This window comes from Streptomyces sp. NPDC002499, from assembly GCF_053595415.1.
Map to the genome: position 1 here is coordinate 115,582 of NZ_JBSFXO010000012.1, position 16,056 is coordinate 131,637.

The 16,056-nt window shown below is 73.1% G+C and carries 11 protein-coding genes and 1 pseudogene; 4 read left to right on the forward strand and 8 right to left on the reverse strand.

Annotation, left to right across the window (positions count from 1 at the left end; translation table 11 throughout):
- Positions 1-25 precede the first annotated feature (25 nt).
- Both ACWD5F_RS32070 and ACWD5F_RS32075 read left to right on the forward strand, forming a co-directional pair.
- Positions 26-541 carry an immunity 21 family protein gene (locus ACWD5F_RS32070; RefSeq protein ID WP_451259720.1) on the forward strand — a complete coding sequence of 172 codons (516 nt, stop codon included), beginning with the start codon at positions 26-28 and terminating at the stop codon, positions 539-541.
- Positions 542-696: 155 nt separating this feature from the next.
- Positions 697-1,545: an SDR family oxidoreductase gene (locus ACWD5F_RS32075; protein WP_451259722.1), complete on the forward strand. Its 849-nt coding sequence runs from the start codon at positions 697-699 to the stop codon at positions 1,543-1,545.
- Between the two features lie 35 nt (positions 1,546-1,580).
- Here the strand turns inward: ACWD5F_RS32075 and ACWD5F_RS32080 are convergent, their stop codons facing one another.
- The 6 genes from ACWD5F_RS32080 to pdxR all read right to left on the reverse strand — a co-directional run bounded on the left by ACWD5F_RS32080 (position 1,581) and on the right by pdxR (position 12,460).
- Positions 1,581-3,272, reverse strand: coding sequence for a DUF885 domain-containing protein (locus ACWD5F_RS32080; RefSeq protein WP_451259724.1), 1,692 nt, complete (start codon positions 3,270-3,272; stop codon positions 1,581-1,583).
- Positions 3,273-3,357: 85 nt separating this feature from the next.
- A complete protein-coding gene (locus ACWD5F_RS32085; RefSeq protein ID WP_451259726.1) occupies positions 3,358-4,683 on the reverse strand; it encodes a GNAT family N-acetyltransferase in 1,326 nt (441 codons plus the stop codon).
- Between the two features lie 165 nt (positions 4,684-4,848).
- Positions 4,849-7,539, reverse strand: coding sequence for a DUF7824 domain-containing protein (locus ACWD5F_RS32090; protein ID WP_451259728.1), 2,691 nt, complete (start codon positions 7,537-7,539; stop codon positions 4,849-4,851).
- Complete coding sequence (locus ACWD5F_RS32095; RefSeq protein WP_451259730.1) at positions 7,536-8,987, reverse strand: SWIM zinc finger family protein; 1,452 nt, start codon at positions 8,985-8,987, stop codon at positions 7,536-7,538. Before ACWD5F_RS32095 ends, ACWD5F_RS32090 begins: the two co-directional genes overlap by 4 nt.
- A 156-nt stretch (positions 8,988-9,143) precedes the next feature.
- On the reverse strand, positions 9,144-10,727 hold the full coding sequence (locus tag ACWD5F_RS32100; RefSeq protein WP_451259732.1) for an alkaline phosphatase D family protein: 1,584 nt from the start codon (positions 10,725-10,727) through the stop codon (positions 9,144-9,146).
- Positions 10,728-10,870: 143 nt separating this feature from the next.
- Complete coding sequence (pdxR, locus tag ACWD5F_RS32105; protein WP_451259734.1) at positions 10,871-12,460, reverse strand: MocR-like pyridoxine biosynthesis transcription factor PdxR; 1,590 nt, start codon at positions 12,458-12,460, stop codon at positions 10,871-10,873.
- A gap of 47 nt (positions 12,461-12,507) precedes the next feature.
- On the opposite strand from pdxR, the pseudogene ACWD5F_RS32110 reads away from it, so the two are divergent.
- Positions 12,508-13,344 (forward strand): annotated as a pseudogene (locus ACWD5F_RS32110) (DMT family transporter); the annotation flags it as partial.
- A gap of 15 nt (positions 13,345-13,359) precedes the next feature.
- On the opposite strand, the gene ACWD5F_RS32115 reads toward ACWD5F_RS32110, so the two are convergent.
- Together ACWD5F_RS32115 and ACWD5F_RS32120 are read right to left on the reverse strand one after the other, a co-directional pair.
- Positions 13,360-14,235: an alpha/beta fold hydrolase gene (locus tag ACWD5F_RS32115; protein WP_451259736.1), complete on the reverse strand. Its 876-nt coding sequence runs from the start codon at positions 14,233-14,235 to the stop codon at positions 13,360-13,362.
- A gap of 147 nt (positions 14,236-14,382) precedes the next feature.
- Positions 14,383-15,036: an NADPH-dependent F420 reductase gene (locus tag ACWD5F_RS32120; protein ID WP_451259738.1), complete on the reverse strand. Its 654-nt coding sequence runs from the start codon at positions 15,034-15,036 to the stop codon at positions 14,383-14,385.
- A gap of 112 nt (positions 15,037-15,148) precedes the next feature.
- Between ACWD5F_RS32120 and ACWD5F_RS32125 the strand changes: the two genes are divergently transcribed.
- Positions 15,149-16,033, forward strand: a complete 885-nt coding sequence (locus tag ACWD5F_RS32125) for an RNA polymerase sigma-70 factor (protein WP_451259740.1) — start codon at positions 15,149-15,151, stop codon at positions 16,031-16,033.
- The last annotated feature ends 23 nt before the right edge of the window (positions 16,034-16,056 follow it).

Here is a 16,056-nt window from a genome sequence, read left to right on the forward strand (position 1 = left end):
CGGCTGTGCGTGTACGGTCGGCGCCATGGTGCGATACGCGGATCCCGGTGCGGTGGAGTGGGTCGAGTCGGGAGGCGGGCCCCTGATAGCGGTGCCCGAGACGGTCCTGGCGTTCTGGGCGGGTGCCGACGGCGAGGAGACCGCCTCCGACTACGACCGGGCCTGCGAGGTCGACGGCTACTGCGGGCTGCTGTCCGTCGGGGACTCCGCCGCGCTGGTCCTGGGCGACGAACCCGCCTCGACCGCCTTCCTGCCGGAGCACGGCATGTTCGTACGGTGGACGGCCGCGAACTCCGAGGAGGAACTGCTCGCCGAGGTCCCCGCCGCCCTCGCCACGGCGGACTGGGCCGACGCGGTCGACTGGGAGGTGCCAGGACCGGTCGTGCTCTTCGACTCCGCCTGGCCCGGTACCGAGACCGGCCGGACGGAGAGTCTGCGGGTGGCGCTGGAACCGGGGCGGTACGCGGTGCGGGCGGCCAACGTCCAGCCGGGGCCGGAGACTTGGGTGGGGCTGGTGCAGTTGCGGCGGGTCGCGGGCTGATCGGCGCCGGTTGATCTGCGCGGGGCGGTCGGTGCCGGACGGTCGGCGTGAACCGGTCGGTGCGGAGCGGTCGGTGCGGAGCGGCATTCGCGGGCGGGGCCGGTAGCGGGAAAACCACGTGCGCGGGCCGTCGCCGGTCACCATGATGATCGTCCATGTCACGACTTCCCGAGCCCACCGCCCCCGAAGACCTCCGCCGTGACCCCCTGCCCCTGCGCGGCCGTACCGCCCTGGTCACCGGTGCCAGCAGGCGCGTCGGCATCGGGCACGCCGTGGCCCGACGGCTGGCCGCGTACGGGGCGAGCGTCTATCTGCATCACCATGTGCCGCACGACCTTGCGATGCCGTGGGGTGCGGACCGGAGCGAGGACGTGACCGCCTCCGTACGGGCCGCCCTGGGCGACCCCGAGGCGCGGGTCGTCGACGGTCCCGGTGACCTCTCCGACCCCGCCGTCCCCGCCGAACTGATCGCAACTGCCGCCTCCGCACTGGGCGGTCGGCTCGACATCCTCGTCGCCAACCACGCCCTCAGCGGCAGTGACGGCGACCTCGACACGATCGACGCCGGGATGCTCGACGCGCACTGGGCCGTCGACACCCGTTCGGTGCTGCTGCTCGTGCAGGCCTACGTCCGGCACCGCGCCGCGCTGCCGTCGGGCACGCCGGGTGGACGCGTGGTCACGATGACGTCCGGGCAGGACCAAGGGAGCGGTATGCCGGGGGAGTTGGCGTACGCCCTCCAGAAGGGCGCCCTGGCCTCGGTGACGCGTTCACTGGCGACGACACTCGCCGAGCACGCGATCACTGTGAACACGGTCAACCCGGGCCCGGTGGACACCGGTTACGCCACCGGGGAGACGTACGACGCGGTCGCCGCACTCTTCCCCGGCGGGCGTTGGGGCGTGCCGGACGACCCGGCCCGCCTCATCGCGTGGCTCGCCACGGACGAGGCGGGCTGGATCACCGGCCAGGTGATCGACTCGGAAGGCGGCTTCCGGCACTGACCCCGTGATGACCGGCATCAGCCGCCGAACAGGCCCTACAGCTGGGACAGTTCGTCCACCAGGTCGTCCAGGCCCAACGAACCCTGCGAGAGCGCCGCCATGTGCCAAGTCTTGAGGTCGAACGCCTCACCCTGCCGCTCGCGCGCTTTCTCCCGGCCGAGCAACCAGGCCCGCTCGCCCAGCTTGTAGCCGATGGCCTGGCCCGGCATGGACAGGTAGCGGGTCAGCTCGCTCTCCACGAAGTCCGCGGGGCGGCTGCTGTGCGAACCGAAGAACTCCTGCGCCAGCGCGGGCGTCCAGCGCTCCCCGGGGTGGAAGGGGGAGTCGTCCGGGATCGTCAGCTCCAGGTGCATGCCGATGTCGACGATCACCCGGGCGGCGCGCATCATCTGCGCGTCCAGATAGCCGAGCCGGCGCTCCGGGTCCGTGAGGAAGCCCAGCTCGTCCATCAGCCGCTCCGCGTACAGGGCCCAGCCCTCGGCGTTGGCGCTGACCATGCCCACGCCCGCCTGGTAGCGGGAGAGGTTCTCCGCCACGTGCTTCCACTGCGCGAGCTGGAGGTGGTGGCCCGGCACGCCCTCGTGGTACCAGGTCGACACCAGGTCGTAGACGGGGAACCGGGTCTGGCCCATGGTCGGCAGCCAGGTGCAGCCCGGGCGCGAGAAGTCGTCCGACGGGGGCGTGTAGTACGGCGCCGCCGCGCTGCCGGGAGGCGCGATCCGGGACTCGACGCGCCGCACCCGCACGGCCAGGTCGAAGTGGGTGCCGTCCAGCTTCTCGATGGCCTCGTCCATCACGGACTGCAGCCAGCGCTGCACCTCGTCGACGCCTTCGATGTGCGTGCCCTGCTCGTCCAGGTGCGCCAGCGCCACCCACGGCGTGGCCGCGCCGGGCAGGACCTTCTCGGCCTCTGTCTTCATCTCGCCGAGCAGCCGGTGGTACTCCGACCAGCCGTACGCGTACGCCTCGTCCAGGTCGAGGTCGGTGCCGTTGAAGTAGCGGACCCAGCGGGCGTACCGCTCGCGGCCGACCACGTCCGGTGAGCCCGCGATCGCCGGCTCGTACACGTCCCGCAGCCAGTCGCGCAGCGCGACCACGGCCTCGGTGGCCGCGCGGGCCGCCGTGTCCAGCTCGGACCTGAGCGCCTCGGGGCCGGCCGACGCGTACTGCTCGAACCAGCCGTGTCCCTCGCCGTCCGCGTCGGCCCACTCACCGAGCTGTCCGACGAACGTGGCGGTGGCGCGCGGCCCGCCGTACAACTTCCGCTCCAGGCCGAGCGCCAGGGACTCCCGGTAGCCCTCCAGCGCCGCCGGCACCGCGCGCAGCCGCTCGGCGATCGCCGTCCAGTCCTCCTCCGACTGCGCCGGGGTCACGGTGAACACCTGGCGCACCGCATGGACGGGCGAACTCAGGTTGCTGACGGCGCGCAGCCCCTCCTCGGCCTCCTGCACGGCGAGCGAGGCGTTGAGCCGCTCGCGCAGCAGGCGCGCGCACCGGCGCTCGATGTCACTGTCCGCCCCCGGCTGCCGCTCGGCCTCGTCGAGCCGCGCCAGCGTCCGGCGCGTCAGTTCCGCGAGCGCCTCGTCGCCCGCGGGTGAGGTGTCGGGCAACCTGCTCGAACTCTCCTTGACGCCGAGGAACGTGCCGGTGATCGGATCGAGGGCGACGAGTTCGTCGACGTAGGCGTCGGCGACCTGACGGGGCAGCTGGCTCTTGGTCTCTGACATGCGGTCCATCCTCGTACGAGGGGCCGCCGCGCGTCACCCCGATTGAGCCGGGGGTGCCGCGGGCGGCGGCAGCGTCCCGCACGTCCTACGGTGTTTCGGCGTTCGTGGTGCTCACGGCCCCTTCGCCCACCGGAGCCTCCCCGACCAGTCGTGCCGTGACGACCAGGGTCCCTTCCTCGATCTGATAGTCGAGCGGAAGCTCAAGACCTCGCATCGCCGCGACCATGCCAGTGTTGGACGCCTGCGTGACCGCGTACACGCTCTCGCACCCCGCCTCGACCGCCATGGCCACCAGCCGCGCCAGCAGCTCGCCCCCGATACCGCGCCGCTGCCACTTGTCCTCGACGAGCAGCGCGACCTCCGTCTCGTCCCCGTCCCACAGCAGATGCCCGAGCCCGACGATCCGCCCGGACGCGGTCTGCACCGCGAGGGTGCGGCCGTAGCGCGGGCTGAGGAGGTGGTTGAGGTAGCGGTCCGCGTCGACGACCGGACCGTGGTACCGCATGGCGAGCGTCCGCGCCGAGCACCGCTCGTGCATCTCCTTCGCGGCCTCCACATCCCCCGCGTCGGCCCTTCGTACGGTGATCTCGTTGCCCTCGGGCAGCGTCAGTACGTCCTGGCTGCGCGGCACCCGCGGTCCGAGCCGGGCGTCCAGCTCCACCAGCGCCCGCGCCCGGGCGAACTCGGTCGGCGTGAACGGCAGATACGGCCGCTCCACGGTGATCACGCCGCCCTCGGGCGCCCGCAGCCGCAGCACGGTGTCCTCCAGCGCTCCCTCGACCGGCGCGCCCTCCGGGGCTCGGGCACCGGCGCCGACCGGCACGGCGGGCGACTGGCGGATGGTGCACCGGCCCAGCAACTGCCGCAGCGCAAGCGGCAGTTCCGCCGCGTCCAGGGCGGTACGGGTGGCCAGACCGAGGACCCGGGTCGGTGCGTCGACCAGGTCATGGGCGTCGGCCCGCTCGATCCAGGTGTCGGTGCCGCCGGCCGACGCGATCACCCGGGTCAGCTCCGCGGAGTCCAGCCCGGCCGGGGCCCGCAGCAGGAACTCGTCCACCGTGCCCGCGCCCAGCGGATGCGTCTGCAGGCTCAGAATGTCGACCCGGTGCCCGGCCAAGGCTGTGCACAGCACCGCCAGTGACCCCGGTTCGTCCTTCACCGTCGTCCGCAGCCGCCACAGCGTGCTCTCCGTGGGCACGGTCTCCTGCGGCGCCGACGACGGGTCGGACGGCCCGGCCTGCTGGACCTCGGTCAGCGGCCGGGCACCGGTATCGCCCGTCGGTGGCGCATGACCGTGGCGGCGTGTCCACCGCATGTGGAACACCGCCGTGAACAGGGTGGCGAGTTCGGCGACGACCCGCCGCCAGGGGCGCACAGGACGTCCGTCCTCCGCGCGCGTCACATCAGACATGTCTCGATTCATGCAACCACTGTGAAGGAAGGGTGTTGCGTGATCACGAACGCTCTGTGACTGATCGGTAAAGCGTGGTTATGCCCTTTTTGTAGATCTTTCAACTGTTGCGGGGGTGGACAGCGTGCGGGCTGGTGGGGTGGTGTGTGCGGAGTTTCGCCTACGTCACGCGGCTACCTCCACGGCCAGCGCACTGCGCAGCCGGCGCGCCTGTGTCACCAGACGCGAGGAGCCCCGCCGGTCCGCCGTCTGCGTCAGGTGCGGCAGCTCTCCCTGCGCCCCGGTGCGCTCGGCGCACTCCGCGGCTATGCCCAGCAGCTCCCCGACCCCGCGCGCGGACGACCCCGCCGAGTCGGTCGCGAGCGCGGCGAGCAACACCGGCAACGTGTGCCGCAGCACCTCCCAGATCGTCGCGTTCGCTCCCGTGGCAGCCGCCGTACGCACCGACTCCGCCAACCGCAGCGGCTTGACCGCCCCGCTCCCTGTCAACTGGCCGAGGTCGGCGCCCAGTCGGGCCGCGTCCAACTGACCGCGCGCCGCCACCGTCAGCAGCGCGTCCACCGCCGCCAGCCGGTCCTCGGGATGCCGCGCGCCGAGCCCGTACGCCAGACACAGATGCACGGCCTCGCCCGCCTCGCCACCGGACTCGGCGAGGTGCGGCAGGACGGCCGCGGCACCTCGGGCGTCGTCCACCGCCACGGTGGAGATGTCCGCCAGCAGCCGCGCCGCCACCAGTTCGCGCCGCTCGGGCAGCAGGGCGAGCCAGTGCGGGCGCAGGTCGTCGCTCCAGTGGTGGCAGTACCACCGGTGCCCGGCGCCGGCGGATGTCGGCCGACCGAGCGGGCGGCAGTCGGCGAGGAAGTCCGCCTGCAGCTCCGGGAGTTCACCCAGCTCGACCAGGACACGGGTGCCGGAGGTCCGGCGCTGTGACGTCGGCAGGTCCGGACCCTCGGCGGTGAGCCACACGGCGAGCCTCTTGCCCTCCCGTGTGCCCAGCGCCGCCGCCCGGGCCGCGGCCGTCGCAGCGGCGGCACGGTCCGCACGCCGCACCCGCAGCAGTGCCTGCGCGAAGTCGTCGGCCCCCACGCGTGCGCCCAGCCGCCCGTACTCGGCGAGACGGTCCACGAGTTCCGCGGGCTCCAGCAGGCCCGTGCTCCATGTCGGGGTCGACACGAGGAAGGGCGGCGGATCCGTTCGGAGCCGGTAGGCGATCTCCCACAGACGGCTCTGGAACGCGTCCGCCAGGTTGCTGTGCCGGCACTGCCGGCTGGTGGTCGGCTGAGTGACGAGCGAGTGGAGCAGCCGCGTGATCTTCCGGTCCGGCGTCGGCGTGTCCGTCCTGCCGCGCAGGGCCGCGAGGATCAGATCCAGGCCGGTGGACGCGGCCCCCACGTAGAAGTTGTCCCTGCTGAAGCGGGCCCATGCCGTTGCCTCGTCCTCGGGGCCGGCACCATGCCACCAGCGACGCGCGAGTACCGGCTCCAGCGCCTCCAGCAAGGCATCCCGATCCTGGTGGGCATGGCGCACCAGCCCGTCCAGCGCCCGCTCGAACGCGGCCACCCCGGGCTCACCCGCCAGGGCCGCGCCCACCTCCTCGGCGACCTCGACCGGGGAGGCCGGCGCGGGCGCGAGGCGCGTCGGCTCCGGTGCGGGCGGGAGGACCTCCTCGTACGGGACCGGCCGCGCCGGCCCGAGTGCGGTGCCCAGGGCCTTGGCCGCGCGCACCCGCAGACCCGGGATCAACTGCTCGGCGGCGACGACCAGTTCGGCGTGCGCCCCGGTGTTCTCGACATTCCCGGCATGGCGCTCCACCAGCTTCAGCGCCCGCTCCTGCACCTCGGAGTCCTCATGACCGAACGCCTGCGCCACGGCGGGCAGCAGCACCTCGGCCGTCGTCGCGTCACGGCTCAGCGCCTTGCCGAGCAGCACCAACTGCGCGCGTACGAGCTTCTTCTCGGTGCGGAACAGCACCGCGTCCGACATCTCCGCCAGCCGGCCCGGCGGCAGCTCACCGTCCAGCGCCAGCGAGCCCAGCACCGACTGCGCGTGCGACGCCACCGGGGAGACCGCGTCGGCGGCCAGCGCCAACCAGTCGGCGGTCCGCTCCAGTTGCTCCTCGCGGGTGAGCGCCAGAGACGTCAACAGACGCAGGAACACCCGGTGGTCGGCGGTCGAGCCGCCCCGCAGCAGCCGGGCCACACAGGCGTCGACCGTCGCCCGTCGGTCCAGGGCCCCGTCGACGGTGAGCCGGGCCAGAGCGCCGGTCCAGCTGTTCGGCCCCTCGCGCGGGGTCCACTCCAGACTGCTCCCGATATCGGCCGTCTCGAAGAGCGCGGCCACCAGGTCGGTGAGATACGCGTCCTTGCGCAGCCGGTCCAGCACGCTGTCCCCGTGCTGCCAGAGGCTGTTGATGTGCTGCACCCAGCCGGTGACGTAGGACTCGGTGGTCGGCACCGGGCAGCCGGACAGCCGCACCAGGCCCGCCATCAGTTCGTACGGCACATCGGACGCGACCGGGCGCTCGGCGAGCCGCCCCGTCAGGTCGGCGAGCCACTCCGGCGTGCGGTCGCCCAGGAGCCGCAGCAGCAGGGCGGGGGACGTCCGCGACCAGCGCATGTCGGCAGCGGCGATCCAGGTCGCGACGGCCGCGGCGCCCGTCTGGCACGCCACCCCGGCCGCGTACAGCGGCGGGTAGGCGCGGCGGGACCCCGCCGCCCAGGGGTCCGCTCTGAGTTCCTTGCGCAGTGCCTTCAACTCCGGGAACAGCGACCGTCGTTCGGCATCGGTCAGCTCGTCCAGCAGACCCACCACCTCGGCCGTCCGCCCGGCCCGTACCGCTTCCATCAGCTCACTCATCGCGCACCCCCGTCGCCCCGAACCCCGACCTGCTCCACCGAGACCTGCTCCACCGGAACCAGTTCCAGCCCGGCCCGCTCTGCCGCAGTGGCACCCCGCCGCACCATCCGCACCGCCAACGCGTGCTTGCACGGCCCCCGTCCACCCCGGTACTTCGCCCACCACAGGCAACTGCAGCTGAGCACCCCCGCCTCGTCCCGCACCCGATGCGTGTGGCCGTCCTCCGCCGTCACCGTCGCCAGCGCGCCGTCGAGCCGGACCGCGCCCGCGGCCACCAGCCCCCGCGCCGCGCGCAGCCTCGGGTTGTGCTTCTCCACCCGCTCGGCGTCGTAGGGCAGTTCACGGTGGAAGTAGGCCGCCTCGGCGGTGTCGTAGCCGACCCGGCCCGAGGTGCCGAGGCGGACCAGCGCCGCCCGGACCCGCTCGGCCGTGAGGCCCGAGGCGGTGGCGAGGTCGGCGATGTCGACGCGGGGCTCCCAGGCGAGGAGCACCGAGATCAACTCGGCGTCCTCGGCGGCCTCGTCGGTGGCCAGGGCGTCCAGCACACCGCCCTCGCCGGAGAAACCGCGCGAGGCGTCCGGCGACAGGGTCAGCGTGAGCCGCATGCCCGGCAGTACGACCTCCCAGGCGCTGGCCGTGGCATCGGCGCCGGTCACCGTGGGGCCGTAGACCCGCAGTGCCGTCGCGTGCCGCAGGATCCGCTGGAGTGCGATCAGCCGCTCCGGCCCCGGCAGGCACACCGCGCCGGGCACCGCGCGCGTGGTCGGCCGCAGTGCACGGCCGGCGGGCACCACCCAGCGCGGGCCGGCCGCCGAGCCGCGTCCACCGCCGCGCGGCAGTGCGCGCAGGAACCGTACGGCCTCGGCGGCGGGCAGTTCGGCCCGTAGATCGAAGCCGGCCGCGATCACCTGGGCCTCCGCGAACCCGCGCAGCCACCGGTCCGGCAGCGGCACCTTCTTCTCCACCACCGGGCCGTCCAGCGTCGTCACGGCCAACTCCTCGGGGCCGACCCGAAGATGCAGCGGATCGTCCGAGCCGATCCGGGAAAGAGCGTCGCGCAGCGGGTTGTTGACGTCGACGTTCGTCGTACCGTGCCCCACCTCGCCGCCGTCCAGACCCGGAGCCAGGACGTCCAGGCGGGCGTACACCCCGCCGCAGCCCGAGAAGGACTCGAAGCGCAGCCGGTCCCCGTTGCCCGTCACCACCGGGTCGAGCGAGGCGCGCAGCAGCCGCTGGTAGTACCGCGCGGCGGCCACGTCCGCCACCGCCAACAGCCCGGCGGCGGCCACCTGAGGGGACGTCAAGAAGCCGGTGAAGAAACGGGGGTGGTCCTCGACACCGGTGGGCGTCGCACCCCGCGAGGTCTCGAGTCCCAGGCGCTGCTCACCCGCCGCGGACTCCAGCGCGGAGGGTCGGCGGTAGGCCACGGCCTGCACAGATCGCGTCATGGAAAAACCGTAGAGGCGACCACTGACAATCGGTCCTGACCTGCGGAAACGGCCTGACGGAGGGGGAGTTCGCACACGCGGGCGCAGACCGCGCACCGGGGGATGACGCCGGTGCGCGGCACACGGACAAGAGTACGGGAGCCGAAGGCGCGGAAGTTACTGCCCGACCCGGCCCGGCTGAAGCGTCTGCGTGAACAACACCGTGCCGTCGTGCTCCCGCAGACGCACCGTCAGCTCCCCGCTGTCCCCGTCGATGTCGACCTCGCCGAAGAACTGGTAGCCCTCGGCGGGCGAGACGTTCGCGGTCGTCGGCGCCTTCACGAAGACCCGGTCGGGGCCGAACGTGCCGTCCAGCGCGCTGGCCGGGAAGGCACCGGCGTTGAGCGGACCCGAGACGAACTCCCAGAACGGCTCGAAGTCCTTGAACGCGGCCCGCGACGGGTCGTAGTGCTGGGCCGAGGTGTGGTGCACGTCGGCCGTCAGCCACACCGTGCCGGTGATCCGGCGGTGCTTGATGAATCGCAGCAGCTCGGCGAACTGCAGCTCGCGGCCCAGCGGCACGCCCGGGTCGCCCTGCGCGACGGCCTCGATGTTCGCCTTGCCCTCGGTCGCGTCGGGCACGACCAGGCCCAGCGGCATGTCGTTGGCGATCACCTTCCACACCGCACGCGACTTCGACAGCTCGCGCTTGAGCCACTCCAGCTGCTCACGGCCGAGGATGCCCACCGGGTCCGTGGTCTGGTCGTCGGCGGAGTTGGCGTTGCGGTAGGTGCGCATGTCGAGCACGAACACGTCAAGCAGCGGACCGTGGTTGACGACCCGGTAGATCCGGCCGTCCGGACGGCCGCTGATCGAGGAGATCGGGAAGTACTCGGAGAAGGCCCGCCGCGCGCGTACCGCGAGATCGTCCAGCTTCGTGCCGGCCGGGTAGGGCGTGCCGGTGCCGATGACCTCGCCCGGGTACCAGTTGTTGCGGACCTCGTGGTCGTCCCACTGGATGATGCTGGGCACCTGGGCGTTGAACCGGCGCAGCGCCTTGTCCAGCAGGTTGTAGCGGAAGTTGCCCCGGTAGTCGGCCAGCGTGGTGGCGACGTGCGCCTTCTCCTCGGTGGTGACGTTCCGGTAGACGCTGCCGTCGGGCAGCGTGGCACTGGCGGCGATCGGCCCGTCGGCGTAGATGTTGTCGCCGCTGCACAGGAAGAAGTCCGGGTCGGTCTTCGCCATGGCGTCGAAGATCCGGTAGCCGCCGATGGACTCGTTGATGCCCCAGCCCTGACCCGCCAGGTCTCCGGACCACACGAATTTGACGCCCTTGCGGCGTTTCTCGGACGCCGTACGGAAGGTGCCGGTCACCGGCTCGCCCATGCGGCGCGGGTCGTGCGGGTCGGCGAGCAGCACGCGGTAGTGGATCTGCTCGCCCGAGGGCAGTCCGCGCAGCCGGGTCGTGCCGGTGAAGTCCGAGCCCGGGCCCAGCAGCGGGCCGTGCCACCGGCGCGCGTTGCGGAACGACTCCGTCGCGGACGTCTCGACGACCATCCGGGCCGGGCGGTCGGAGCGCACCCACACCAGACCGGAGTCATGGGTCACGTCTCCCGTCTGCACACCCCAGTCCGCCCGGGGACGCCCGGACAGGGCGAAGGCCGGCGCGGCGGCGAGGGCGGTGGGCAGGGTGAGGGCCGCGGACGCGGCCAGCGAGCCGCGCAGCACGCTGCGGCGGCCGGGGAGCGGACGGTGTGACATGCGGACGCCTCCAGGGACGGGTTCCGGCCAGTGGTTCGATGCCGTGGTTCGATGCCGTGTTGCGATGCCACAACTACTGGGACCCCGCAGCGCACACGGAAACCGCAAGTGAACAACTGCCCGCGCGGACAGGGTGGGCGGTGTCACACGGCGACGGCCCGGGCCATCAGCCGCACGCCGTCACGGATCCGGGCGGGTGACAGATGGGCGTACCCCAGGACCAGCCGTACGTCCCCGCCACCGCCACCGCCACCGCCACCGCCACCGCCACCGCCCCCGTCGTCGTGTTCGGCACGCGCGTGCGTGTAGTCGGTCAGCAGGCGCACCTCCACACCGGCAGCCGTCACGCGCGCGTGGAAGTCCTCCCGGGGGCCGTACCGCTTCGGCAGCTCGACGATGACGTGCAGCCCGGCCGCGATACCGGCCACCCTCGCGCCCGGGAAGTGCTCCTCCAGGGCGGCGACGAGCGCGTCGCGTCGCTCGCGGTACGCGCGCTGACAGCGGCGCAGCTGACGGTCGTAGTCCCCGCGTTCCACGAACCGGGCGAACAGCGCCTGGTCGAGGGCGGGATGCCCGAGGTCCATGGTCCGCTTGCGCTCCACGACCTCGTCGGCCAGCGCCTCCGGGACGAGCAGCCAACCCAGCCGCAACCCTGGAGCGAGCGACTTGCTGACCGAGCCCGCATAGGCCACGCGTTCAGGGTCGAGTCCTTGAAGGGCGCCGACGGGGGCACGGTCGTAGCGGAAGTCGCCGTCGTAGTCGTCCTCCATCACGAAACCGTCCACCGACCGCGCCCAGTCGAGCAGTTCGGCACGGCGCCGCGCCGAGTACGCGATCCCCGTGGGGAACTGGTGCGACGGCGTCGTGACCATGGCCCGTACGCCCGTCCCGCGCAGCGCGTCCATGCGGAGACCTTCGTCGTCCAGGGATACGGGCACGGTGGCGACGCCGGCCGAGGCGTAGAGGGAGTCGTGCTGAGGGCTGCCGGGATCCTCGACGCCGACCGTGCGCAACCCGCGCGCGTGGAGGGCGAAACCGAGCAGCGTCGTCGCCTGGGCCACCCCGGAGACGACCAGGATCCGTTCCGGGTCCGCGACCACGCCCCGGCGCCGCGCGAGCAGTTCCGCGAGTGCCGTCCGCAGCCGGGGCAGCCCGCGCGGGTCCGGATAGCCGAGATCCTGGTGGGGCAGCTCGGCCAGCACACCGCGCTGGGCGGCGGCCCAGGCGGCGCGAGGGAACAGCGACAGGTCCGGCGTCCCGGGCACGAAGTCCGCCCGCGCGCCGGGGGAGCGCGGGGCCAGGTCACGCGCGCGTGGGGGAGCGGACCGCACGGCACCGCCCACCCACGTCCCGGCACCCCGGCCGCTGCGCAGATAGCCCTCCGCCGTCAACTGCTCGTACGCCTCGGTGATCAGTCCCCGCGAGACCCCTAGGTCGGCGGCGAGATCCCGGCTCGACGGCAGGCGGGTGCCCGTCGCGAGTCGCCCCGAGCGCACCGCCTCGCGCAGAGCAGCCTGCAACGAACGCCCACGCGCGCGTGCCGGCGCCGAGGCGGCGGGAAGCAGCAACTCCCAGGCGGGGGAGGCGGGGGAGGCGGGGGAGGCAGGCGGCGAGGTGAGCCGGTCCGTGGAAGGTGCCGGGGCTGAAGCCTCACCCGGACCTCCACCCGGACCCCGATCCGCGTCTCCACCCGGACCCTCGCCCACCCCCGAATTGGTCTCCGATGACGTCATGGAAGTGGACCTTAAACCGGACCGCCCCACTCCCTAGCGTCGCTGCCATGAACGCCACCACCGCGCGGGGATCGCTGCTCGCCGCACTCGCCTGTGTCCTCGTCGGAGGGTCCTTCACCGCCAACAGCGTCCTGGGTGAATACCCGTACGCGGGCGGCCAGTTCCTGCGCTACGGCCTGGCCTGCGTGCTGCTCGTCCCGCTGGCCGGCGCGGGTGCCACGGCCCGGCTACGGGCGCTCACCCTCCGCCAGTGGGGCCGCCTCGCGCTGCTGGCCGCCGTGGGCATGGTCGGCTTCAACCTCGCGGTCATCGCCGCCGAACGCACCGCGGAACCGGCGGTACCGGGCGTCTTCGTCGGCTGCGCGCCCGTGGTCGTGGCGGTCGTCGTCCCGCTCCTGGAGGGTCGCCGGCCCCGACGCGTCGTGCTCCACGGGGCGCTGCTCGTCGCGGTCGGTGCCTGCGCAGTCCAGGGGTGGGGGCGCACCGACGGGACGGGACTGGCCTTCTCCGCCTGCGCGTTGGCCGGCGAGGTGGGCTTCGCCGTCCTCGCCGTGCCCGTACTGCGGCCGCTGGGGCCCCGGCTGCTGTCCGCCACGGTGTGCGGCGTCGCCGCGGTCGAGTCCGCGGCGGCCGGCCTGCTGTTCGACGGGACGGGATGGCTGCGGCGCCTCGACGCCACCGAGGCCGCCGCGCTGCTGTGGCAGGCGGCGATCGTCACGGTGGTCGGCTTCGTGTGCTGGTACATGGGCATGCAACGGCTCGGCGCCGAGCGCGCCACGCTCTTCTCCGGCCTCATCCCGGTCGCCGCGGCCTGCACCGCCCCGCTCGTCGGAACGGGCTCCTACGGGCCCGCCCAGGCCGTTGGAAGCGCCCTGGTAGGCGCCGGAGTCGCCCTCGGATCAGGCGCGTTGGGGCTCGGCGTGCCCGTCGCGGGCCGGCGCCGGCCCGCGGCTGCCGTCGAGGATGACGCGGGAGACCAGCGCCGGGTCGTCGTTCATCGGGCAGTGCCCGCAGCCGGGCAGCCGCACCAGGCGGGCCTTCGGGATGATCCGCTTGGCCCGCACGCCCTGGCGGCGCACGAGCAGCATGTCCCTGGTGCCCCAGGCCACGGTGACCGGAATCCCGGGGATGTCGTCGGCGAACTGGACGGAGCCGCCCGCCCGGAGGGTCGCGTCGAACCCGGTGGCCTGCGCCAGGGCGAGCGTCTCGGCGACCACGGCCTCGGGTGAACGGCGGCCGGGACGGGCGTAGATGGTGCTGGTCAGCATCGTGCGGCCGGCCGCCGACCGGGACAGCCGCTCGACCAGGGGCAGCGGCAGCTGCCGGGAGATCCGGCGCATCGCGATCAGGACACCGAAGGCGTAACGCCGTTCGGCCTCCGACCAGAAACCGGCCGGGGACAGGGCGGTCACCGAGCGCGCGAGCTTCTCCCGGCCGAGTTCCAGGGCGAGCAGCCCGCCGAGCGAGTTGCCCGCCACATGCGGCCGGTCGAGCCCCAACGCCTCGCAGAACGCGCCGAAGACGGCCGTCGTCGTGGGCAGGTCGTAGGCGAGGCCGTCCGGCAGCGCCGGGGAGGCGCCGAACCCGGGCAGGTCCACCGCGATCACGTCGCGCTCGGTCGCCAGGATGTCCACGACCGGGTCCCAGACCTGGAGGTGATGGCCGATGCCGTGCAGCAGGAGCAGCGGTTCGCCGCGGCCCACGCGCGCGTAGGACACGGTCACGGGCAGAGGACCGTTCGGAGAGGGGACCTCGAAGGAGACGGTGGTGGACATGGGGGTGCTCCTCGACCGGGACGCGAAGACGGACGCTGGGTAGACAGCTTGTCAGCAATTGCTACCGACGGGTAGCCCCCGGCGCCGTCCTCCTCCTGCCCGTACGGATCGATGCCCTCTGCGAGCCCGATGCTCCGTCCCCTCCGCTCAGTGCCCCCTGCGCACCTCCAGGTTGAACTCCGCGTGCCCCAGGTTCCGGAAGAGGTCGAGCCAGAGCGGCAGCAGCATCTCCACGCTGCGTGCCGAGCGGATGCCACCCAGGTCGAGCACTCGATGCGGGGGCCAGCCGAACTCCCCGAGCATGCGCGTCACCTGCGCCTTGGCGTCCGCGTCGTCCCCGCTCACGAAGACCTGGTGCTCACCGGGGACCAGCGAGGGTTCCACCATCACCTGGGAGTTGACGGTGTTGAGCGTCTTCACCACGCGCGCGTGGGGGAACGCCCGCTGGATCTGCTCACCCAGGCTGTCCGACTCGACCGGCGACAGCCGCAGCTCGCCGTCCTCGAACGCCATGGGGTTCGCCACGTCGACCAGGACCTTCCCGTCGAGATGCGCCGCCCCGGCCGCCTCAAGCGCGGCGAGCGCCACCCGGCCGCCGACGGCGTTCACGACCACCTCGGCGGACGAGGCGGCCTCCGCGAACGTACCCGCGCGGGCGCCCGCACCGGCACTTCGAGCCCACTCCAGGGCGGTGGGGTTGTCCTTCGTACGGGAGCCCAGTGTCACCTCGTGGCCCAGCTCCGCCAGCTTGCCGCCGAGCGTGCGGCCCACATCGCCCGTGCCCAGGATCGCGTACCGCATGGCCACCTCCGCGCGTCGCTGCCGCCGACGGCCGGCGGCCCGCCCGCCATTCTGCTCCTGGAACCGCGGGTTCCTCCTGGACAGGGACGTACGGGTCGCGTGGGATGGAGGCGTGACGACCGACACCGAGACCGACGTCTTCGAAGAGCACCGCCCCGTCCTGCTGGGGGTCGCCTACCGCATGCTCGGGCGGGTGGCCGACGCCGAGGACGTCGTCCAGGAGGCCTGGCTGCGCTGGTCCGGCGCGGACCGCGCCCAGGTGCGCGAACCGCGCGCCTATCTCGTGCGCGTCACCACCCGCCTCGCCATCGACCGACTGCGCCAGGTCAAGGCCCGCAACGAGGCGTACGTAGGCCCCTGGCTGCCCGAGCCGTACGTCACCGAATTCGGCGACACCGTCCCGGACACCGCCGAGCGGGCGGTGCTCGCCGACTCCGTCTCGCTGGCCGTCCTCGTCGTCCTGGAGTCGCTCTCGCCCTTGGAGCGCGCGGTGTTCGTCCTGCGGGAGGCCTTCGGATACCCGTACGCGGACATCGCCGCCATGCTCGACCGGGGCGAGCCGGCGGTACGTCAGCTCGCCGGACGGGCCCGCAAGCACGTGGACGAGCGGCGACCGCGCTACGAGGTCGATCCGGACCGGCGCCGCGACCTCACCGAGCGGTTCCTCGCTGCCGCGGCCGAGGGCGACCTGGAGGGGCTCCTGGAGCTGCTCGCGCCGGACGTGCGCCTGGTGGCCGACAGCGGCGGCAAGTCCCGGGCGCCGCTGCGGGTCCTCGACAGCGCAGACAAGGTCGGCCGCTTCCTCCTCGGGGCGGCGCGCAAGGGCGTACCGGACCCGTCCTTCCGCTTCATGGAGCTCAACGGCGGCCCCGCGATCGTGGCCCTGTCGGCCGGCAAGCCCGACAGCGTCTTCCAGCTGGACATCTACGAGGGTCGTATCCAGTCCGTCTACATCATGCGCAACCCCGACAAGCTGGCGTCCCTGGCCGTCGAGTAGCCCGTGGCGTCCGATCGCCGCCC

Excerpts from the sequence above, each read along its gene's own strand:
- ACWD5F_RS32120 (WP_451259738.1), bottom strand. The coding sequence starts at position 15,036 with ATGCGGTACGCGATCCTGGGCACGGGCGATGTGGGCCGCACGCTCGGC.
- ACWD5F_RS32090 (WP_451259728.1), bottom strand. The coding sequence starts at position 7,539 with ATGAGTGAGCTGATGGAAGCGGTACGGGCCGGGCGGACGGCCGAGGTG.
- ACWD5F_RS32080 (WP_451259724.1), bottom strand. The coding sequence starts at position 3,272 with ATGTCAGAGACCAAGAGCCAGCTGCCCCGTCAGGTCGCCGACGCCTAC.
- ACWD5F_RS32100 (WP_451259732.1), bottom strand. The coding sequence starts at position 10,727 with ATGTCACACCGTCCGCTCCCCGGCCGCCGCAGCGTGCTGCGCGGCTCG.
- ACWD5F_RS32070 (WP_451259720.1), top strand. The coding sequence starts at position 26 with ATGGTGCGATACGCGGATCCCGGTGCGGTGGAGTGGGTCGAGTCGGGA.
- ACWD5F_RS32075 (WP_451259722.1), top strand. The coding sequence starts at position 697 with ATGTCACGACTTCCCGAGCCCACCGCCCCCGAAGACCTCCGCCGTGAC.
- pdxR (WP_451259734.1), bottom strand. The coding sequence starts at position 12,460 with ATGACGTCATCGGAGACCAATTCGGGGGTGGGCGAGGGTCCGGGTGGA.
- ACWD5F_RS32095 (WP_451259730.1), bottom strand. The coding sequence starts at position 8,987 with ATGACGCGATCTGTGCAGGCCGTGGCCTACCGCCGACCCTCCGCGCTG.
- ACWD5F_RS32085 (WP_451259726.1), bottom strand. The coding sequence starts at position 4,683 with ATGTCTGATGTGACGCGCGCGGAGGACGGACGTCCTGTGCGCCCCTGG.
- ACWD5F_RS32115 (WP_451259736.1), bottom strand. The coding sequence starts at position 14,235 with ATGTCCACCACCGTCTCCTTCGAGGTCCCCTCTCCGAACGGTCCTCTG.